The following is a 19,185-nucleotide window of genomic DNA, read 5'->3' as shown; positions in this document are numbered from 1 at the left end:
GCCCTCCTTTAAGCGTCTATATTCTGAGAAGGCACACAAGCCAGAAGGAAGAAGAATTGTTCAATCAGGGAAATGGCTTCCCGGAATTTCTGCAAGTCGGCCGGTTTCATCACATAAGCATTGGCGTGAAGCTGGTAGCTTTTCAGGATGTTGCTGCCGGCGCCGGAGTTCGACATCACGATCACCGGAATGTGCCGGAAACGAATGTCGCTCTTGATACGCTCGAGCACCTCAACTCCGCCCATCTTGGGCAGGCCGAGATCGAGCATGATCAAATCTGGCAGGCGTTGGCCGCGATACTCCCCCTCACCGGCCAGCATGGCCAGGGCCATCTCCCCGGTAGAAGCCACGGTCAGGTTGGTTTGAACAGAGGACTCGCGAAAGGCATGGGATGCCAACAGGGCATCGCCGCGATTATCGTCAACCAGCATGATCTCCGCCGGTCGGCCTTCCGCTATGAGTTTTTTATCCATGCCTGCTCGACCCGATAAATAACTTAATACGCCTGACGGCCCGCCCCGGATTTGCCGTCGATTCGCTTTCAATAAAACTCAGGGTAGCATCAAGACAGGCGGCCATCCACCTGAAAAGTATGCTCTTTCGCTTAAATCAGCGTTAACCGCACTTAACCGACTGTATGATGCCCGTATCGCTGCTGAAAACAATAGTCTGGCGATCCGAGCGATATTCCTGCGTAACGATGCACGTAGAACACACGACGCGCCGCTGGCCGGGATCGAGCGGTACGGGAATTTCCGTGCGCGGCTTGCCGACCAGATATTGCAGGGCCGCAGCGCCGCACTGGTCTTCCGCCATGGGCTTGTAGACCGGTGCCGGCGGCGGTGGCGCAGGCCGCGCCGGTGGCTGATAGGCCGGTGTCTGTGGCGCGGGACGCGAAACGGGTGGTGGGGCGACCGGCGCTTCCGGCGCGCTGGAACAGGCCGCTACAGCCACGGCGATCACACCGAGGATAAATCCGCTGACAAGACTCGTCTTCACTGCATTTTCTCCCATCGTCCCTGCGGGTTTTGCTTCCAGTAGGCCAGGTCCGCGCCCTCACCCTTCAATCTTTTCCATTGGCCGCGCGCCCAGGCCAGGTGATCGTCATCCGAACCTTCGAACACCAGCAAACAGCGCTGCAGGCCGCTGATATCCGGGAAATCGACAGGCGCCACAGAGACATAGACCTCAGCCCCGTTGGCAATCTCGCCGGACGTGCCCAGCAAGACCGGTTGGCGCGGCGCCAGATCGTCGCCTTCGCGACCATGCGCCAGGAAAGAGGCGGCACTGTAACTCCACAACTGGCCATTCAAGGCGTCAATCGTGTCATCGTCATGGCCATGCACATAGGCCCGCCAGCCTTTTTGCACCACCTTTTCCAGCAGGTCCGGCAGAACCTGTGCCAGAGGTGTCTTTTCCAGATGATAAAACCAGATGTCGGGCATGTGCAAAAGCCCGGTTACTCGTAGAAGCGTTCGACCAACTGGTTCAGGGTGCGCACGCCAAAGCCGGTCGCCCCCTCCGGCACGGTCGGCAAACGCTGCTCGTTGGTCCAGGCCACCGGAGCGATATCCATGTGGGCCCACGGCACATTGTTGACGAAGCGCTGGAGGAACAGGGCCGCCGTAATCGAGCCCGCCGGGCGGCCGCCGATATTGCGGATATCGGCGATTTTCGAATCGATCTGCTTTTCGTACTGCTGTGGCAGCGGCATGCGCCAGGTGTTTTCGCTGGAAGCTTTCGACGCCTCACCGATTCTCTCAGCCAGCTCATCGTTGTTGCTGAAAACACCGGCATAATCCATGCCGAGCGCAATGATCATGGCGCCGGTCAGGGTGGCCAGGTCGATCATGAACTGCGGCTTGAAACGATCCTGACAGTACCACAGGGCATCGGCCAGAACGAGGCGGCCTTCGGCATCTGTATTGATAACCTCGATGGTGGTGCCGGACATGGCCTTGACCACGTCGCCCGGACGTTGGGCATTGCCGTCCGGCATGTTCTCGACCAGGCCGATGATGCCGACGGCATTAGCCTTCGCTTTGCGGCTGGCCAGCGCGATCATGGTGCCGACCACGGCGGCCGAACCACCCATGTCCCACTTCATGTCTTCCATGCCTTCGGCCGGCTTGATCGAGATACCGCCGGTATCGAAGGTCACGCCCTTGCCGACAAAGGCCACCGGTTGGGCGTCGCCCGCGCCGTTCCATTGCATGACCACCAGCTTGGATTCCTTGCGGCTGCCCTGCCCCACGCCCAGAAGCGAATGCATGCCGAGCTTTTCCATCTCGGTCTCTCCCAGCACCTCGACCTTGAGGCCGATGGTCTCGAGCGCTTTCACGCGGTCGGCATAGGATTGCGGATAAAGCACATTAGCCGGCTCGGATACGAGATCGCGAGCAAACAGGATGCCGTCACGCAGGGCCGCCAGCGGCACAAAGGCCGCTTCCGTCGCTGCCACATCGTCGCAGACGACCGTGATGGCCTTCAGGGTCGGCGCCTTTTCCAGCTTGGCCGCACCGAAATACTTGTCGAAACGGTAGGAGGCCAGATGAAAGGCCAGCAGCGCGCGCGCCGCCAGGGCCGGCGAAAAACCGGTTACATCGAGGCTGAGGCTCTCGAAACCCGATGCCTTGACCGAATGGTAGAGACTGGCGGCAACGGTCTCCATACCGGCTTCATCCAGCTTGGCCAGCTCACCGCCACCGACCACTACCAGGGCGGCCACATCCATACCTGCGGGCGCGCCGAGAATCTGCGACTTGCCCTTCGCCCCTTTGTAACCGAAGGCGGACAGGCTAGACCGGATGGCGGAAACCGATCCCGGCGTCAGCGTCTCAAACCCGTGGCTTCCGGCATCGCCCTCACCGAGAATGACCGCCAGGGCACTGCCCGCGGCAGCCGTTTGGGACAGGGTGATGGTCGGTTGCGGCATGGAAGGTCTCCGTAGCAGGTCCGGTTTCGGACATTATGGGCTTTAGCCCTATGCCCCTTTTTGCCTGCGGACAGAAGCCTTTTTTGCAACTTTTTTGTTACCGCCGCCGGTATATTTCCACGGCTTTCGTGCGGCGACTGTACATATGTGTTCAATTTTTTTGCGGGGCGGCATCCAACCGCTTGTAATTAACTCTTTAAGCGGTCAAAAGGGGACCCGACTGTCTCTACCCGGCGACTTCTACTGGCTTTGATGAGTTATCCTCAAATATGCGAACACTCGACCGCTATATATTCCGCCAGTTGATCTTGCCAGTTGGCGGTGCGGTGGCGGCATTGACTGGCATCGCCTTGCTCAGCCAGTCCCTGACCCAGTTCGACCTGGTGGTGGAGCGCGGCCAGAACGCCTGGACCTTCGTCAAGATCACCTTGCTCTCCATGCCACAACTCGCCGGCCTGATCTTTCCGATTGCGCTGTTTGTCGGCACGCTCGTCGCCCTGACGCGCATGCAGGGCGAGCACGAGTTCACCGCGGCCTATGCCAGCGGCATGTCGCTGATGCGCGTGGCCTATCCCATCCTGCGTATCGGCGTCTACTTCACCCTGATCAGCCTGGCGGTGAACCTGTTCATCCAGCCCCTCACCAACCGGGCAATGCGGCAGGAGCTTTTCGACGTAAAGAATGACCTGATCTCCAGCCTGATTCGGGAAGGTGACTTCGCCACGTCGAATAATGGCCTTACCATCTATGTGCAGCAGATCGAGCAGAATGGCCTGCTCCGCCAGATATTCATCCGCACCGATGAACCGGACGGCAAGGACCAGACTTTTGCCGCCCGTGAAGGCCGCATCAAGAAGATCAATGGCAGCTCCATTCTGATCATGCGCAATGGCTCGAATCAACGGCTTTCCGGCAAGGGGGTGCTCGACCACCTGACCTGGGATGAATACAGCTTCGACATCACGTCCTACTTTACCAGCGACGACTATCTCCAATTCAAGGAAGGCGATCGCTACATGCACGAACTCGTCTTCCCCATTCGCTACGACTACGAAAAGACGGTCTGGCAAAAATATTATGCCGAAGCCAACGCACGGCTTGCCAATCCGCTCTATAACCTGGCCTTCGTCATGCTGGCCATTGTCAGCGTGCTCGGCGGCGCCTTCAGCCGAAATGGTTACGCCAAGCGCATCGCCATAGCCGCGGCCGCCGCTGGCGCCACTCGCATATTGGGCGTGGTGATGGAAACTGCCAGTGGTGCAGCCTGGATACTGAACATTCTTCAGTATGTCGTGCCGCTCATTCCCGTCTTCGTCAGTCTGCGCATGATCCGCAGGTTTGATGGCTCGCTGACCATTATCCGCAGCAGCAAGAAGGCTGCGCGCGAAACATTGCGGCCATTGTAGGAGGGCATGATGAAACCGATCGATCAGCTGCCTTCCCTTTCCGGCCTGGGCCGCCTCAATCCCTGGCGCAACAGCCGCCTGGAAACCTATATTCTCCAGACCTGCATCTCGGCTTTCCTGTCATCCCTGATGATCGTGGCCGCCCTGATTTTCCTTATCGAATATGTCGGCATTTCGAAATCACTGGGCGCCAAGGCCGATGTCTCAGGCCTGTCGGTTATCGGGCTGATGCTGGAGAAAGCGCCCGCGTCAATCCTCGTGCTCTTGCCCTTCGCCTTTTTGTTCGGAGCTCTGTTTGCCTTCGTCAATCTCAATCGCCGCAGCGAACTGATTGCCATGCGCGCCGCCGGCGTATCGGCCTGGCGTTTCGTCACGCCGGCGGCTGTTACGGCCTTTGCCTTTGGCATACTGACTATCGGTGTGCTCAACCCCGTCGCTTCCCTGCTGAGCGACCAGTACGACAAGGCCATGGCCACTGTGGACGAGGATGTGCCCGCCAACGCCCCAGAAGGCGGCGCCGTTTACCTGCGTCAGGGTGACGGTCATCAGCAGATCGTCATCCGCGGCGCCAGCCAAGATCAGGTGCCCGGCCATCTGAAAGGCGTGACCTTCTGGGTTTACGATATCGACACAAAACAGATTCCTATCTTCCGCAAGCGTATCGATGCGGCGGAAGCGACCCTGCGTCCTGGCTACTGGCAATTGCGCAACGCCCAGGAAGCCACGGTGACCGGACCGCCGACCCCGCCTTACGACATGCTGACGATCCCCTCCAATCTCGACCCGCAAAAGGCGTTCAAGAAGTATGCGTCTACCCAGAGCGTGCCTTTCTGGCGTTTGCCGGGCCTGATTATTCAAAATCGCATCTCAGGCTTTTCAACCGCGCTTTATGAGCTGAAACTGCACCAGTTGCTTTCGACGCCGCTGATGTTCGCCGCCATGACAGCGCTCGGCGCCGTGTTCAGCCTGCGCCTGATGCGTCTGGGCGGCATGACCGGACTGGTTATTTCTGGCATCAGCCTTGGTTTCGTCATCTTTTTCGTCAACCAGTTGTTTTCCAGCATGGGTAAGGCCGGCGTCATTCCCATCGCCCTGGCCGGCTGGTCTCCCGCCATCCTGGCCATGCTGGCAGCCATGACCCTGCTCGTTTACACTGAAGACGGCTAAACAGGCTAAAGTCTTTAACGGGTGATTCTCGACAACCCGATGTCTTTTTGGTCGGCATACAGGCCGGCTGTGTTATACAAACGGATCGGCGTTCAGCCGGCGGTCTGACGGACTTGAATTACAGGACTGATGCGGCGGCAATGATTAAGCGCAACACACACGGACGGGACAGAAGCAGACTCGGTGCAGGGTTAATCACCCTAATCGCTGCGGGTTGCGGCTGTGGGCACGTCATGGCGCAATCGCAGAGCGCATCTACTTCCGGCTTCCGCACAGGCAGTCAATTGGCCTTCGAACTGGCGATGGCGCAGGTAACTGCCGGCACGGCCGATCCGACCCAGACCACAACTGATACCACAAGCTCCATAACGAATAGCGCGGATGCCGTAACGGATAGTGCAGACGCAGTAACGGACGGTACGGCCGCCACTGCGGACAGCACAAGCCCCGCAAATCCCGAAGACCGCCCGCCCTACGCCAATGCCAAACCCGTTCGCAAGGTCGTCAGAACCGCCACGGTTCCTGGCAATGACGGTCTGGTGCTTGATCAGTCCTACCTGGAAGCCGACCATGTCCTTAACGGCGAAGATGGTGTAACGACTGCGACCGGCAATGTGCAATTGCGGCAGAATGGACGCACGATCATTGCGGACAAGGTCACCACCAACTCGACGACCGGCGTCACCGAGGCCGAGGGGCATACCCGGACCATTGCCGAAGACGGTAGCATCCAGTTTTCCGATCATATTCGCTATGACGACAACATGCAGTCGGGCTACAGCGAGAATTTCGCCTCAATCGGCCGCAACAACTCCAAGGTCTTCGCCCGTCGTCTGGAACAGGTCAATCCGGACATCAATCGCCTGACCAATGTCATCTACACGCCCTGTGCATTGTGCGTGAAAAATGGTGAAACCCAGTCGCCGACCTGGTCGATCGAGGCCAGCCAGATCACCCAGCGTAAAGACAAGAAGATGGTCTTCTACAATAACGCCGTGGTGAAGCTCAAAGGCGTCCCGGTCCTCTATTCGCCCTATCTCTGGACGCCCGATCCCGACCTGGATCGTGCCTCAGGTTTCCTGTTTCCCAAGATATCGACTGGCCGGAAACGCGGTTTTTCGTATGAACAGCCCTATCTGTGGTCGATCTCGCCCTATCAATATCTGATTATCAGCCCGCAGCTCAATGCCAGCGTCAATCCGCTGCTGAACATGGAGTACAAGCGTCGTTTCTATTCTGGCACTCTGCATATTAGGGGCGGTTTTACGAACGAAGCCTTCTTCGACAATGACGGTGATCGTCATGGTGCTTCGGCGACACGCGAATACCTACTGGCGGATGGCGCTTTCAAGATCAACAAGAACTGGCGCTGGAACTTCACGGCACAGCACGTCAAGGACGAGAGCGGAGATTCCAAGGGAGACTACGCCAACTTCTTCGAGCGCTACGGCATCGATGGCGCTTTCGATCAGGTCGGCGATCTGAGCGTGGATTCACGCCAGCTCATCAATCAGGTCAATGTCACCCGGCAGGTTTCCAACGCTTACTTTGCCATTACCATGGCGAGTTTCCAGAGCCTGCAGGTCGGTGGCTATCTGGATAGCGCTAAACTCCAGCCCTACGCAATCAGTTCAGACTATTTCCCCACGATCGCACCGCAGATCGAGGCATACTGGTCTCCAAAGTCGCGTATCCTGGGCGGCCAACTGACCTTTTCCGCCAATGCCATCGGTGTGTATCATAAAAGCCTGACGAGCAGCACGAGTACAGGGCTGACAGCCTCTCAGATCGGTGCCCCAAGCGGCCTCGTGGTCAAGACAGCGGGTTACGACACCAATCGTATAAGCGGTGGCCTGACCTGGGAAGGCGACATGACAACCCGCAGCGGTATCAAATGGGGTCCGTTCGTCGATCTGCGCCATGACTATTATCGTGTCAGCAACCTGGATGGAAACGGCCTCACTGAGGAAGAATCGCGCGATCTGTCTACAGCGGGACTGAATATCAGCTATCCGCTGTACCGTAAGTTCAAAAGCTTCACGGCCATTATCGAGCCTGTCGCCCAGTTGGCCGTATCTCCGGATGCCCAGACCAGCCCCTATATCCCTACCGAAGACAGTCAGTCCTTTGAGTTCGATGAAACCACACTTTTCAGTTTCAACAAATCCCCCGGTTTCGACGTTTATGAAGCCGGGAAACGCCTGAACCTGGGTCTGCGTGGCGAATTACGCTTCAATTCAGGATTGCAATTAGATGGCCTGATCGGCCGTGTTCTGCGGGATAAGCCTGAATCGCAATTTCTTAAAACGGTTGCCATCAATGGGCAGTCCTATACTTACGATCCTTCCGGCTTAGGCAGCCAGAATTCCGACTGGATCATGACCGGTAGCTTCCAGACGAAAAAAACTTACAACGGTTACGCTCGCTTGCGTTTCGACAGCGAGACCGGCCACCTTAGCCAGGGGGAATACGGCCTTACCGCCAAGAGCAAGAACACGATGGGCACATTGCGCTACATCGTCAATAATGTCCTTACCTCTCCGACTGAGCTGGACGCAGACGGCAAGTTGATCCGATTTGGAGACAATTACCGTGATTTCCAGATTTACGCGCAGCACTTCTTTTCTGATCACTGGGGTGTCTCTACCCGGATCGATCGCGATCTTGTGGCGGATAGCTGGCGGAAGTCTACACTCAGCCTGATCTACAAGGACGACTGCAGTTGGTTCGAGCTGGTTTATCAGCAAAACAACACCGCGCTGACCACCGCAAATGGCAAACCGTCATCCTCGATATTCTTCCGCCTTAACTTAACCACATTGGGAACATCACTTTCCAAGGTCAACGATGTTCGCTAATTAACCCCCATGATCATGTCCTCACCTCTGTCTTTCGGCCGCAATATGTCCAAGGTTTCGTCCTTTCTGACCCTATCCATGGTATTGGCGCTCGGCGCGCCTGCCGCCTTCGCGCAGCAGGGCTTCCCGCAGACGCCAGATACCGGAGAGGCGGCCCTGGCGTCCCAGCCGGCCCTGACCTCCCATACACAGGCACCGCAGTTGCCTACTCTAGGCGAGGGCATCATTGTGTCGGTCAATAACGACATGATCACCTCCTACGACCTGAAGCAGCGCATGCTGCTGCTGATCGTGACCTCCGGCGTGCAGGTCACCCAGGAAAACTATGCGGCTTTCCAGCAGCAGGCCCTGAACAGCCTGATCGACGAGCGCCTGCAGCAGCAGGAAATGGATCACTGGAAGGTCAAGGTCAGCGATTCCGATGTGGACGACGAAATCACGCGAATGGCGGCACAGAGCAATCTGAAATCCGACCAGCTCCTGAGTGAACTGAAACGGGTCGGCGTCGAACCGGCCACCCTGCGCGCCCAGATATCCGCCGAATCGGGCTGGAGCCAGCTGGTCGGCGGCCGTTATCACGCCAACGCCAATGTCGGTTCGGCCCAGGTCGATTCGCTGATGGACAAGGTGATCGCTGATGGCCAGAAGCCGCAATATCTCGTGGCTGAAATCTATATCGACAACGCCGCCGCCGGTTCGCCGGCCAACGCCCTGCAGGGTGCCAAGCAGCTGCGTGAGCAGATTGCCGACAAGGTCGCGCCCTTCCAGGCCGTGGCGCGCCAGTTTTCCAACGCCCCCTCGGCTGCCAATGGTGGCGACGCCGGCTGGCTGGTGTCCGGCAATATCGAGCCGTCCGTGGAAAGCGTCCTGACCAGCCTGAAAACCGGCGAAATGAGCGAGCCGATCCCCACCAAGGACGGCGTCTATATCTACCTGCTGCGTCAGAAAACCGACGGTAATGCCGACATGATTTTCCGTCTGCGCCAGGCGGCCGTCTCCCTGCCCGCCAATGCCAGCCCGCAGGAGGTCGCTAGCGCCAATGCCACCCTGGCTGCCTTCCGCTCGCGGGTTACCAGCTGCGAGGCCTTTGATGAAGCCAGCAGCAAGGCGCCGGCCGGCATTCAGCTCAGCGATCTGGGCGATGCCCAGCTCAGCACCCTGCTGGCCAACTATTCGGATGCCCTGCGTCCGCTGAAGACAAACGACAGCACCGCGCCGCTGCAGAATGCGCAGAACATGAACGTTCTCTATGTCTGCGATCGGGCGCTGGCCGGGGATAACGCCCTGTCACGCGATCAGGTGGAAAACAACCTGGTCAACCAGCGTCTGTCGATGCTGGGCAAGCGTTACCTGCGCGAACTGAGAAGCACGGCGACGATTGAAAACCACTAGCCCGCCTTTGGTTATGAGCCTGGGCGATCCCGCGGGGATCGGTCCGGAACTCGCGGCGAAAGCCTGGACCAGCCTGAGAGATCAGGCTGGTCTTGCCTTTTGCGTGATCGGCGACGCCAACCTTATGGCCGCGCAGGGCGTGCCCATGGCGCCCGTCAGAGAGATATCGGAAACGGCAGAGCATTTTTCCAGCGCCCTTCCGGTGCTGGACATCCCCGTAAGCGCACCCGTGCTCGCCGGCAAGCCCGACAACCGGCATGCGCCTCATATCATCGATTGGATCAAAACCGGCGTAGTTCTCTGCCAGACCGGACAGGCACGGGCCTTGGTCACCTGCCCCATCGCCAAGTCGGTTCTGTATGCCACCGGCTTTGCTTTTCCCGGCCATACGGAATATCTCGCCGAGCTTTGCCGCGAAGGTGACACTGTGCCTACGCCAGTGATGATGCTGACCGCCAAGGATCTGCGCGTCGTACTGGCGACCATCCATACACCGCTCAAGGCCGTGCCTGACGCCCTGTCGGTTGATGGCCTTGTCGAACTGGCGCGCATCACCCATGCGGCCCTGACGAAGGACTTTGGCATTTCCAGGCCGCGTCTGGTCATGGCCGGCCTGAACCCGCATGCCGGCGAAGGGGGTACAATCGGCCGCGAGGAGATCGACATTCTGGCCCCCGCCATCAACCAGTTGCAAAACGAAAGCATTGATGTTCGCGGGCCATTTCCGGCGGATACGCTCTTTCACGACGAGGCGCGCGCCGGTTACGACGCGGCGTTGTGCCTATACCACGATCAGGGTTTGATCCCATTGAAAACGCTTGATTTCTGGGGCGGCGTCAATATCACGCTCGCCCTGCCGATTGTCCGCACCTCGCCCGATCACGGCACGGGTTTCAATATCGCCGGCAAGGGCATTGCGCGCGTCGACAGTCTTGTGGCCGCCATCCGCGCTGCTGACGCCATCAGCCGCAACCGGGCCGCCGCATGACCGATTTGCCCACACTGCGCGAAAGCCTGGAAGCCCATGGCCTGATGGCCAAGAAATCCTTCGGCCAGCACTTCCTGCTCGATCTCAACATCACACGCAAGATTGTCCGCCTCGGTGGGCCGTTCGATGGCGATGTGGTGATTGAGGTCGGCCCAGGCCCCGGCGGCCTGACCCGCGCCCTGCTGGAAACTGAAGCCCGTAAAGTGATCGCGGTCGAGATGGACAACCGTTTCATCGATCTGCTCGGCGAGTTGAACGGCGTCTATGGCGACCGCTTCGAAGTGATAGAGGGCGACGCCACGAAGGTGAACGAAGCGCAGTCGCTTGCAGACCGCAACTTACCGCCGCAAGCCCATATCGTCTCCAACCTGCCCTATAATGTTGGCACCCCCCTGCTGATAAAGTGGCTGACAGGCCCGTGGCAGCCGCTTTCCATGACCCTGATGTTCCAGCTGGAAGTGGCGCTGCGTGTCGTGGCGCCGGTGGGCGATGATGACTATGGCCGGCTGTCTGTGATCTCCCAGGTTCTGTGTCACTGCGAGAAGATCATGGACCTGCCAGCACGCGCCTTTACGCCGCCGCCGAAGGTAGACAGCGCCGTGGTGCACCTGAAGCCGAAATCCGAGCGTCCGGCGGCGCGTGTCATACGTAATCTGGAAAAGGTCACCGCCGCTGCCTTTGGCCAACGCCGCAAGATGCTGCGTGCCTCGCTCAAATCGCTCGGAGGCGAAGCCTTGCTCGAGAAAGCCGGGATCGTGCCTACCGAGCGGGCGGAGCAGGTCAGCCCGGCCGAATTTCTCAGACTGGCAGAACTGCTCTAATGGGGTTTGGGGCCTGTGGCCCCACGTCTTCACTCTTTCAAAAGAAAACCCGGCCTTGAGGGCCGGGTTTTCTTTTGAATAAGGCAAGGTTTGTGAGGTCCCCAGAAACGTTCTTTGGCCCCAAGCCCCATTAGACATTTTCCGACATCAGATCATCGACGAACGGCGCAATCCACAGCCCGCGCGAACGGCGCGCGACCTCGGCATGATAGATATGCACCAGCTCCGCATAGGAGCGGTCGAAGTCGTCATTCAAAATGACATAATCATATTCCGCCCAGTGCGAGATCTCGCCCTTGGCCCGCGCCAGGCGGCGCTCGATCACCGATATCTCGTCCTGCGCACGGGCAATCAGCCGGCGCTTCAGCTCTTCCATTGAGGGCGGCAGAATAAAGATGCGCACCACATCCGACGGCGCCTTGGCCGAGATACGCTGCGCCCCCTGCCAGTCGATATCGAACAGCACGTTCTTACCCTGGCTGAGCGCACGTTCCACCGGCTCGCGCAACGAACCGTAGTGGTGATCATGCACTGCCGCATGCTCCAGGAGAGCATCCTCGGCGATCAGCTCATCCATGTGCGTATTGTCGATGAAGTGATACTCACGACCATCCTGTTCCCCCGGACGCGGTTTGCGTGTCGTCACCGAGATCGAGAGGTCGAGGTCGCCATGGTCCGACATCAGCCGGCGGCATAGCGAGGTCTTGCCGGCACCGGAGGGTGAAGACACGATAAGCATGAGACCGCGCTTGATGCGCTGCGTGCCGGGGGTTTGGGTCTTCGGCATCGCCTACTCCACATTTTGCGTTTGTTCACGGAACTGATCGATCACGGCTTTAAGCTCCAGGCCGGTCTGGGTCAATTCGATAAAGGCCGATTTTGAGCACAGAGTATTGGCTTCGCGCATGAATTCCTGCGCCAGAAAATCGAGCTTGCGGCCCGGCGCCGCCTCGCCATCGATCAACTGATGCGCCTGATCGAGATGCGAGGTCAGGCGGTCCAGTTCTTCACGCACATCGGCCTTGGTGGCGAGAAGCGCGGCTTCCTGCAGAACGCGCTCATCGAAATCCTGCGCATCGGGCAACAACTCGTTGATCCGGCGGGTAAAGCGCTCGCGGATGGCCTCGACCTGCTGATCCGCAAGTGATTTAGCGCGCTCGACACAGGCCGCCATGGTGATCAGGTGCCCCTTGAGAATGGTTTCCAGCGCACGCCCCTCGCCTTCACGGGCCTCCTTCAGACGATCGAACAAAAGCGTCAGGTCAGCGGTCAGGGCAGCTTCGGCGGCAGTATCCAGTTCTGCACGTTCGTCACCCGTCGCCTCAATCACCCCGCGCAGGCTGAGCAGTCCGTCCACCGAAGGCGTCACCGCCTCCCCGGCATCTATCAGCGCCCGACTGGCATCCAGATAGAATTCAAGTACGTCCTTGTTCAGCGTTACCCCGGCCTTCGCTGCCGCACTACCCACCGAGACAGTCAGGTTCACCTGGCCGCGCTGGAACCGGCTCTTGGCCAGGTCACGGCCTATCCGTTCCACGGCCTCGAAACCGGCGGGAAAACGGTATTTGATATCGAGCCCACGCCCGTTGACGCTGCGCATTTCCAGCGTCCAGGTCAGGCTGTCGGAGCGCCCTTCGATACGGGCAAAGCCGGTCATGCTGGCCAGGGTCATGATATGGTCTCCGAAAGCCGCTGATCAGCGTTTGGCGCTCAGACGGACAGGCTTGATCACCGGCTCGACCTTGGCCACCGAAGGCGCTGCCGGCGGTTCAGGCGCCACGGCCGAAGATGTATAGACATTGACCTGTGCTTCCATGGCCCGCCACTTGGCGACATTGAGCAGGTGTTCCTCATAGGTAGCCGCAAAGACGTGGCCGCCGGTGCCATTGGCCACGAAATAGAGATCCTGCGTCTTGGCCGGATTCAACACAGCCGCGATGGATGCCTTGCCCGGATTGGCGATCGGCGTCACCGGCAGCTTGTCGATCAGATAGGTGTTCCACGGCGTCAGCGTGTCCAGTTCTTCGCGCGTCAGGCCACGGCCCAGCGGCTCGCCATGGCTGATGCCGTAGATGACCGTTGGATCGGAACCCAGGCGGATGCCACTGCGCAGACGATTGATGAAAACCGCTGCCACACGCGGCCGTTCCGCAGGCAAACCTGTCTCGCGCTCAACAATAGACGCCATAATCAAGGCGTCTTCCTTGTTGGCGAAAGGCAGCCCCGGCGCGCGCTTTGCCCAGAGCGCATCCAACGTCTCTCGCCCGGCTTCCAGCATCCGGTCCAGTACGGCTTGGCGCGTTTCACCTGGCTGATAGAGATAGGTTTCCGGCAGGATCGCGCCTTCCGGCGGCACTTCCACATCGCCCGTCAGATCCTTGATTCCCATCAGAATACGTACCGCTTGAGCCGAGGTGCGGCCTTCAGGGATCGTTATGAAGGTCTGCACGACCTTGCCGTCTTCAATCTGTTTCAGCGCGCTCATTAAGGAGCTGCCCGCCGGAAACTCGTATGTACCGGCCTTCAGGCTGTGATGACTGCTGAACTTGACCGCCAGTCGAAACAGGCTGGCGGAATGGACGACATGAGCCTTTTCCAGCGTCTGCCCCATGGCCATGACGCTCATGCCATGATCCAGTGTCACGCGCGTGGCCGTCTTGAGGCCTGGCCCGTAAAGCTGTGCGTAGAAGAACAGTCCGCAGGAGAAAACCAGCAGCAATATACCGGCCAAAAGCCCCGCCAGAGGTGCCAGTATCGACCGCCCCTCATTTTCCGACGACGCTTTGCCGGTGATGCGCATCATTCCTCAACGGCACCCAGGATAAGCGCGGCATTGGTGCCGCCGAAACCGAAGCTGTTGGACATCACCGTCTTGATCTTCATCGGCTTGGCCTTGTGCGGCACCAGATCGACGACAGTATCGACATCGGGATTATCCAGATTAATGGTCGGCGGCGCTATCTGGTCGCGAATGGCCAGGGTACAGAAGATGGCCTCGACCGCACCCGCGCCACCCAGCAGGTGACCGATGGCCGACTTGGTGGAGGACACGGTGCCGGTAGCGGCACGGTCACCGAGAAACTTCTCGATGGCTTTCAGTTCGATGCCATCAGCCATGGTCGAGGTGCCGTGCGAATTGACATAATCGATCGAGGTCGGATCGACATTGCCGTTCTTCGCGGCCGCCACCATGGCGCGGTAACCACCATCGCCATCTTCCGACGGCGCGGTGATGTGGTAGGCGTCGCCGGAGAGGCCATAGCCCAGAACCTCGGCATAAATCTTGGCGCCGCGCGCCTTGGCGTGCTCGTATTCTTCCAGAACGACGATGCCGGCGCCCTCGCCCATGACAAAGCCGTCGCGGTCCTTGTCATAAGGACGCGAGGCCTTTTCCGGCGTGTCGTTGAAGGCGGTGCACAGGGCGCGGCAGGCGATGAAGCCGGCAATGCCGATCGGCACAATGGCTGATTCCGCGCCACCCGCGACCATGACATCGGCATCGCCATACTTGATCAGGCGGGCCGCATCGCCGATGGCGTGGGCGCCGGTAGCGCAGGCCGTGACGACGGAGTGGTTCGGCCCCTTGAGACCGTGACGGATAGACACCTGGCCGGACGCCAGATTGATCAGCGAGGACGGAATGAAGAAGGGCGAAATGCGCTTCGGCCCCTTATCGCGCAGTTCCAGCGCGGTATCGGCGATGATGCCGAGGCCGCCGATGCCGGAACCGATCAGGGTGCCGGTGCGCTCCTGGTCTTCCGGCGTTTCCGGATGCCAGTTGGCGTCGTTCAGGGCTTCGTCCGCCGCGGCAATAGCATAGAGAATAAAGTCGTCGACCTTGCGGCGTTCTTTGTTGGACAGTACCGCCGACGGATCGAAGGAGCCTTCGATATCCGGACCGCCGCCGCCGCGTCCATCGACGCTGGGCACTTCGCAGGCCACGGTGCAGGCGTAATCGGTCGTATCGAATGCCGTGATCTGCCCCGCGCCGGACTTGCCTTCCAGCAGACGTTTCCAGGAAATCTCGACTCCGTTACCTAGGGGAGAAACCAGACCGAGACCGGTAATGACGACGCGACGAACCATAGGCAATCAACCTTCAATTTGGCCTTTTAGAACTTGTGGCCAGACCCAGATACAACTAAGCGCGGCCAAACCCCTTAACAGGAGTCTGAAGCCGCGCTCAAGCAAGTCTTTAGACTTAGGACTTCAGCTTGCCATCGATATAGGCAACAGCGTCGCCCACGGTCAGGATGTGCTCAGCCGAATCGTCGGGGATTTCGATATCGAATTCTTCTTCGAAAGCCATGACCAGCTCAACGATGTCGAGGCTGTCCGCTTCCAGATCGTCGATAAAGCTCGCCTTTTCCGTGACCTTGTCCGGATCAGCATCCAGGTGGTCGATCACGATCTTACGAACACGTTCAAGAACTTCAGACATTTATTGTCCCTTCAGAAAGTAGAAACTCAGGACCCGAGACCGCAGGGTCCCAAGGGGAGGATAGAATCCAGTTTTGTCTTGTAGGCATATAAAACCGGCGTTTCAAGCGATTTAAAGCGCCAGCCCGCCACAACGCAGGGAAACCCGCCGTAAAATCGGGCCATATCGACTTAAAAATCGATACGGATCAGATCATCGCCATACCGCCGTTCACATGCAGGGTCTGGCCGGTGACATAACCGGCTTCGTTGCTGGCCAGGTACACGGCAGCGGCGGCGATATCACTGCCCTTGCCGAGGTCACCGGCGGGGATCTTTGCCAGGATCGCGGCGCGTTGGGCGTCATTCAGTTCGTCCGTCATCGGCGAGGCGATGAAGCCCGGCGCGATGCAGTTGACCGTGATGCCACGCGAGCCGACTTCCTGCGCCAGGGCCTTGGAGAAGCCGATCATGCCGGCCTTGGAGGCGGCATAATTGGTCTGGCCTGGATTGCCGGTGACGCCGACGATCGAGGTAATGCCGATGATGCGGCCGAAACGGCGCTTCATCATGCCCTTGGTGGCGGCGCGCGCCAGACGGAAATAGGCTTCGAGATTGACCTTGATGACCGTCTCCCAGTCCTCGTCCTTCATGCGCAGGATCAGCCCGTCGCGGGTGATGCCGGCATTGGCGACCAGGATATCAAGCCCGGCGCCCGCGGCTTCTTCCGCCCGCGCGACCAAGCCATCGACCGAAGCGGCATCCGCGAGATTGGCGGCAGCGATGACAGCCCCCGGCAACTGCGCGGCCAGGTCGGCCAGGACGTTCTCACGTGTACCGGACAGCACCACCTTGGCGCCCTGGGCATGCAGCGAACGGGCGATTTCGGCGCCAAGGCCGCCGGTTGCGCCGGTCACGAGAGCGGTTTTTCCGGTCAGATCGAACATAGTCGTTTCCTTTGATAGGTGTCCTTAGGCGGCGCGTTTAGGTCAAAGCCCACGCGCCTTCAAGTCAAATCAGCCCTTGAGGGCGGCGGCGAAGGCTTCAAAATCGGCTGTGCCGTTAAGCGCCAGCGAGTTGGCTTCCGGCGCGATGCGCTTGGCCATGCCGGTCAGCACCTTGCCCGCGCCCAGTTCGGCGAAGGTGGTGACACCGCCATCGGTCGCCAGCCATTGCACCGACTCGCGCCAGCGCACGCGCCCGGTCACCTGCTGAACCAGCAGGCCGGCGATCTCGTCCTTGCCACGGATCGGCTGGGCGGTGACATTGGCCACCAGGATCGACGCCGGCTCATTGATCGTGACGGCCGCCAGGGCCGCCTTCATTTCTTCGGCCGCCGGTTCCATCAGCGGCGAGTGGAAAGGCGCCGAGACATTCAGCAGCATCCCCTTGGCGCCCAGTTCCTTGGCCTTTTCGACCGCCAGTTCCACGGCCGGCTTCACGCCGGAAATGACGATCTGCCCGGCATTATTATCATTGGCGATCACGACAACACCGGCCGCCGATCCGGCCTCACAGGCCTTTTCCGCCAGTTCAAGATCCGCCTTGCCAATCAGAGCCGCCATGGCGCCGACACCGACCGGCGTAGCGCGCTGCATGGCCTGGCCGCGCAGCTTGAGCAGGCGCGCCGTATCGGCCAGCGAAAAAGTGCCGGCGGCGGCATGTGCGGAATATTCACCGAGCGAATGGCCGGCGACATATTTGGCGGCCGAGCACGCGATGCCGAATTCCTTTTCCAGCACGCGTGCCACGGCGACGGAGACAGCCATGATGGCCGGCTGGGCGTTTTCGGTCAGGGTCAGCTGGTCTTCCGGGCCTTCTTTCATCAGCGCGAACAGTTTCTGACCGAGCGCTTCGTCGACCTCATTGAAGACGTCGCGCGCCACGGCATAGGTGTCGAACAGTTCCGCGCCCATGCCGACGCTTTGCGATCCCTGTCCCGGAAATACAAAAGCTAAAGTCATGATGGTCTGGCCTCGCAAGATTGAAATGGCGAATTGCGTTAGGGCAATCCGCGCGTGAGGGCAAGCGTGGCGACGCAATTTTACGTTATTGTCATGCCCCCCGTAACCGGCCTTGCCAGTTCGGCGTATAAGGCATAGCGTCACAATAAACAGGAGATACGCTCATGAAGAAAATAGTGCTCGGTATGGCGGCCTTCACCGCTTCTGTCCTGCTCGCCTCCCCTGCCTTCGCCGCGCTAAAGGTTGGCGACAAGGCCCCGGCCTTCACCATTCCCGCCGCCACGAATGGTGTGGTGGGCACCTTTTCCCTAAAGGACGCGCTGAAGGATGGCCCGGTCGTGGTCTACTTCTATCCCAAGGCTTTCACCGGCGGCTGCTCACTGGAAGCGCACCAGTTCTCGGAAGCCATTCCCGAATTCCAGGCCAAGCACGTCTCGGTCGTCGGCATTTCCACCGATGAGATCGGCACCCTCCAGAAATTCTCCAAGGAAACCTGTCAGGGCAAATTCCCGGTCGGCGCCGATACCAAGGCGGCCGTGACCACCGCCTATGACGCCAAGATGGGCGACATGAACATGTCCAACCGTATTTCCTATGTGGTCGGGACCGATGGCAAGATTGCCTTTGTACATGCCGATGGCGATGCCTCGACGCATGTCAGTTCGCTGCTGAAGGCTGTCGGCGCAGCAAATTAAGGCCCTTTCCTTATACTGCTTGCCTTTTGGGCGCTCTTCATCTAAGAGAGCGCTCCCTTCCGGGTGGTCGGCTGGCATTGTGCCTGTTCCGATCCATCGGTTTTGCCGGACTTCCGCCGGTGAAATTGCCACCCGGAGCAACGGAAGAGGATACCTATGCCCTACTACGAACACGTCGTTATCGCACGACAAGATATTTCGCCACAACAGGCGGAAGCTCTGAACGACACCATCAAGCACCTCATCGAAGAAGGCGGCGGTCACATCGCCAAGATCGAATACTGGGGTCTGCGCAACCTGACCTATCGCGTCAAGAAGAACCGCAAGGGCCATTACTCCCTGCTGGCCATCGACGCCCCGGCTCCGGCCGTGAAGGAAGTGGAGCGCCAGCTCTCGATCAACGAAGACGTCATCCGTTACATGACCGTCCGCGTTGAAGAACTCGATCTCGAACTGTCGCCGGTGCTGTCGCGCCGCGAGCGTTCGGAACGCCCTGACCGTGCCGAGCGCACGGCTGACTTCGCTGAATAAGGGAGCCTC

Annotated in this window: 19 protein-coding genes; 8 read left to right on the top strand and 11 right to left on the bottom strand. The window is 59.4% G+C overall.

Annotated features, from left to right (window positions below; translation table 11 throughout):
- Positions 1–8: 8 nt before the first annotated feature.
- The 4 genes from QM647_RS08495 to QM647_RS08480 all read right to left on the bottom strand — a co-directional run bounded on the left by QM647_RS08495 (position 9) and on the right by QM647_RS08480 (position 2,935).
- Positions 9–473: a response regulator gene (locus QM647_RS08495; protein WP_414995075.1), complete on the bottom strand. Its 465-nt coding sequence runs from the start codon at positions 471–473 to the stop codon at positions 9–11.
- 142 nt (positions 474–615) lie between these two features.
- Positions 616–999: a proteinase inhibitor i78 gene (locus QM647_RS08490; protein WP_414995074.1), complete on the bottom strand. Its 384-nt coding sequence runs from the start codon at positions 997–999 to the stop codon at positions 616–618.
- Entirely contained in the window at positions 996–1,445 is a 450-nt protein-coding gene (locus QM647_RS08485; protein WP_414995073.1) for a DNA polymerase III subunit chi, read from the bottom strand. The genes QM647_RS08490 and QM647_RS08485 overlap by 4 nt, the downstream gene beginning before the upstream one ends.
- Positions 1,446–1,459: 14 nt before the next feature.
- Complete coding sequence (locus tag QM647_RS08480; protein ID WP_414995072.1) at positions 1,460–2,935, bottom strand: leucyl aminopeptidase; 1,476 nt, start codon at positions 2,933–2,935, stop codon at positions 1,460–1,462.
- Between the two features lie 269 nt (positions 2,936–3,204).
- On the opposite strand from QM647_RS08480, the gene QM647_RS08475 reads away from it, so the two are divergent.
- The 6 genes from QM647_RS08475 (at position 3,205) to rsmA (ending at position 11,567) form a co-directional block, all read left to right on the top strand.
- Complete coding sequence (locus QM647_RS08475; RefSeq protein WP_414995071.1) at positions 3,205–4,341, top strand: LptF/LptG family permease; 1,137 nt, start codon at positions 3,205–3,207, stop codon at positions 4,339–4,341.
- A 9-nt stretch (positions 4,342–4,350) separates the two neighbouring features.
- On the top strand, positions 4,351–5,508 hold the full coding sequence (locus QM647_RS08470; protein ID WP_414995070.1) for an LptF/LptG family permease: 1,158 nt from the start codon (positions 4,351–4,353) through the stop codon (positions 5,506–5,508).
- 233 nt (positions 5,509–5,741) lie between these two features.
- Positions 5,742–8,366, top strand: coding sequence for an LPS-assembly protein LptD (locus QM647_RS08465; RefSeq protein ID WP_414995069.1), 2,625 nt, complete (start codon positions 5,742–5,744; stop codon positions 8,364–8,366).
- Between the two features lie 15 nt (positions 8,367–8,381).
- The gene (locus QM647_RS08460) at positions 8,382–9,758 is read left to right on the top strand and encodes a peptidylprolyl isomerase (RefSeq protein ID WP_414995068.1); all 1,377 of its coding nucleotides are present in this window, start codon (positions 8,382–8,384) and stop codon (positions 9,756–9,758) included.
- A 13-nt stretch (positions 9,759–9,771) separates the two neighbouring features.
- Entirely contained in the window at positions 9,772–10,746 is a 975-nt protein-coding gene (gene pdxA / locus QM647_RS08455; protein ID WP_414995223.1) for a 4-hydroxythreonine-4-phosphate dehydrogenase PdxA, read from the top strand.
- Positions 10,743–11,567: a 16S rRNA (adenine(1518)-N(6)/adenine(1519)-N(6))-dimethyltransferase RsmA gene (gene rsmA / locus QM647_RS08450; protein ID WP_414995067.1), complete on the top strand. Its 825-nt coding sequence runs from the start codon at positions 10,743–10,745 to the stop codon at positions 11,565–11,567. The genes pdxA and rsmA overlap by 4 nt, the downstream gene beginning before the upstream one ends.
- A gap of 130 nt (positions 11,568–11,697) precedes the next feature.
- Here rsmA and gmk read toward each other — a convergent pair whose 3' ends face one another.
- The 7 genes from gmk to fabD form a co-directional block, all read right to left on the bottom strand.
- Entirely contained in the window at positions 11,698–12,354 is a 657-nt protein-coding gene (gene gmk, locus QM647_RS08445) for a guanylate kinase (protein WP_414995066.1), read from the bottom strand.
- 3 nt (positions 12,355–12,357) lie between these two features.
- Entirely contained in the window at positions 12,358–13,239 is an 882-nt protein-coding gene (locus QM647_RS08440; protein WP_414995065.1) for a YicC/YloC family endoribonuclease, read from the bottom strand.
- A 24-nt stretch (positions 13,240–13,263) separates the two neighbouring features.
- On the bottom strand, positions 13,264–14,370 hold the full coding sequence (mltG, locus tag QM647_RS08435; protein ID WP_414995064.1) for an endolytic transglycosylase MltG: 1,107 nt from the start codon (positions 14,368–14,370) through the stop codon (positions 13,264–13,266).
- Positions 14,367–15,653, bottom strand: a complete 1,287-nt coding sequence (gene fabF, locus QM647_RS08430) for a beta-ketoacyl-ACP synthase II (protein ID WP_414995063.1) — start codon at positions 15,651–15,653, stop codon at positions 14,367–14,369. Before fabF ends, mltG begins: the two co-directional genes overlap by 4 nt.
- Before the next feature lie 115 nt (positions 15,654–15,768).
- On the bottom strand, positions 15,769–16,008 hold the full coding sequence (locus QM647_RS08425) for an acyl carrier protein (RefSeq protein WP_090642836.1): 240 nt from the start codon (positions 16,006–16,008) through the stop codon (positions 15,769–15,771).
- A gap of 187 nt (positions 16,009–16,195) precedes the next feature.
- Positions 16,196–16,933 (bottom strand): 3-oxoacyl-[acyl-carrier-protein] reductase, encoded by a 738-nt coding sequence (gene fabG, locus QM647_RS08420; protein WP_414995062.1) that lies wholly within the window; start codon positions 16,931–16,933, stop codon positions 16,196–16,198.
- Positions 16,934–17,002: 69 nt separating this feature from the next.
- A complete protein-coding gene (fabD, locus tag QM647_RS08415) occupies positions 17,003–17,950 on the bottom strand; it encodes an ACP S-malonyltransferase (protein ID WP_414995061.1) in 948 nt (315 codons plus the stop codon).
- Positions 17,951–18,114: 164 nt separating this feature from the next.
- Between fabD and QM647_RS08410 the strand changes: the two genes are divergently transcribed.
- Both QM647_RS08410 and rpsF read left to right on the top strand, forming a co-directional pair.
- A complete protein-coding gene (locus tag QM647_RS08410) occupies positions 18,115–18,645 on the top strand; it encodes a peroxiredoxin (protein ID WP_414995060.1) in 531 nt (176 codons plus the stop codon).
- A 156-nt stretch (positions 18,646–18,801) separates the two neighbouring features.
- Positions 18,802–19,176, top strand: a complete 375-nt coding sequence (gene rpsF, locus QM647_RS08405) for a 30S ribosomal protein S6 (protein WP_414995059.1) — start codon at positions 18,802–18,804, stop codon at positions 19,174–19,176.
- Positions 19,177–19,185: the final 9 nt, after the last annotated feature.

The organism is Asticcacaulis sp. (assembly GCF_047605585.1).
GTDB lineage: Bacteria > Pseudomonadota > Alphaproteobacteria > Caulobacterales > Caulobacteraceae > Asticcacaulis.
Note: the sequence above shows the minus strand (reverse complement) of the source record. Positions and strands in the feature narration are given on the sequence as shown.

Excerpts from the sequence above, each read along its gene's own strand:
- QM647_RS08495 (WP_414995075.1), bottom strand. The coding sequence starts at position 473 with ATGGATAAAAAACTCATAGCGGAAGGCCGACCGGCGGAGATCATGCTG.
- QM647_RS08485 (WP_414995073.1), bottom strand. The coding sequence starts at position 1,445 with ATGCCCGACATCTGGTTTTATCATCTGGAAAAGACACCTCTGGCACAG.
- QM647_RS08480 (WP_414995072.1), bottom strand. The coding sequence starts at position 2,935 with ATGCCGCAACCGACCATCACCCTGTCCCAAACGGCTGCCGCGGGCAGT.
- QM647_RS08475 (WP_414995071.1), top strand. The coding sequence starts at position 3,205 with ATGCGAACACTCGACCGCTATATATTCCGCCAGTTGATCTTGCCAGTT.
- QM647_RS08470 (WP_414995070.1), top strand. The coding sequence starts at position 4,351 with ATGAAACCGATCGATCAGCTGCCTTCCCTTTCCGGCCTGGGCCGCCTC.
- QM647_RS08465 (WP_414995069.1), top strand. The coding sequence starts at position 5,742 with ATGGCGCAATCGCAGAGCGCATCTACTTCCGGCTTCCGCACAGGCAGT.
- QM647_RS08460 (WP_414995068.1), top strand. The coding sequence starts at position 8,382 with ATGTCCTCACCTCTGTCTTTCGGCCGCAATATGTCCAAGGTTTCGTCC.
- pdxA (WP_414995223.1), top strand. The coding sequence starts at position 9,772 with ATGAGCCTGGGCGATCCCGCGGGGATCGGTCCGGAACTCGCGGCGAAA.
- rsmA (WP_414995067.1), top strand. The coding sequence starts at position 10,743 with ATGACCGATTTGCCCACACTGCGCGAAAGCCTGGAAGCCCATGGCCTG.
- gmk (WP_414995066.1), bottom strand. The coding sequence starts at position 12,354 with ATGCCGAAGACCCAAACCCCCGGCACGCAGCGCATCAAGCGCGGTCTC.
- QM647_RS08440 (WP_414995065.1), bottom strand. The coding sequence starts at position 13,239 with ATGACCCTGGCCAGCATGACCGGCTTTGCCCGTATCGAAGGGCGCTCC.
- mltG (WP_414995064.1), bottom strand. The coding sequence starts at position 14,370 with ATGATGCGCATCACCGGCAAAGCGTCGTCGGAAAATGAGGGGCGGTCG.
- fabF (WP_414995063.1), bottom strand. The coding sequence starts at position 15,653 with ATGGTTCGTCGCGTCGTCATTACCGGTCTCGGTCTGGTTTCTCCCCTA.
- QM647_RS08425 (WP_090642836.1), bottom strand. The coding sequence starts at position 16,008 with ATGTCTGAAGTTCTTGAACGTGTTCGTAAGATCGTGATCGACCACCTG.
- fabG (WP_414995062.1), bottom strand. The coding sequence starts at position 16,933 with ATGTTCGATCTGACCGGAAAAACCGCTCTCGTGACCGGCGCAACCGGC.
- fabD (WP_414995061.1), bottom strand. The coding sequence starts at position 17,950 with ATGACTTTAGCTTTTGTATTTCCGGGACAGGGATCGCAAAGCGTCGGC.
- QM647_RS08410 (WP_414995060.1), top strand. The coding sequence starts at position 18,115 with ATGAAGAAAATAGTGCTCGGTATGGCGGCCTTCACCGCTTCTGTCCTG.
- rpsF (WP_414995059.1), top strand. The coding sequence starts at position 18,802 with ATGCCCTACTACGAACACGTCGTTATCGCACGACAAGATATTTCGCCA.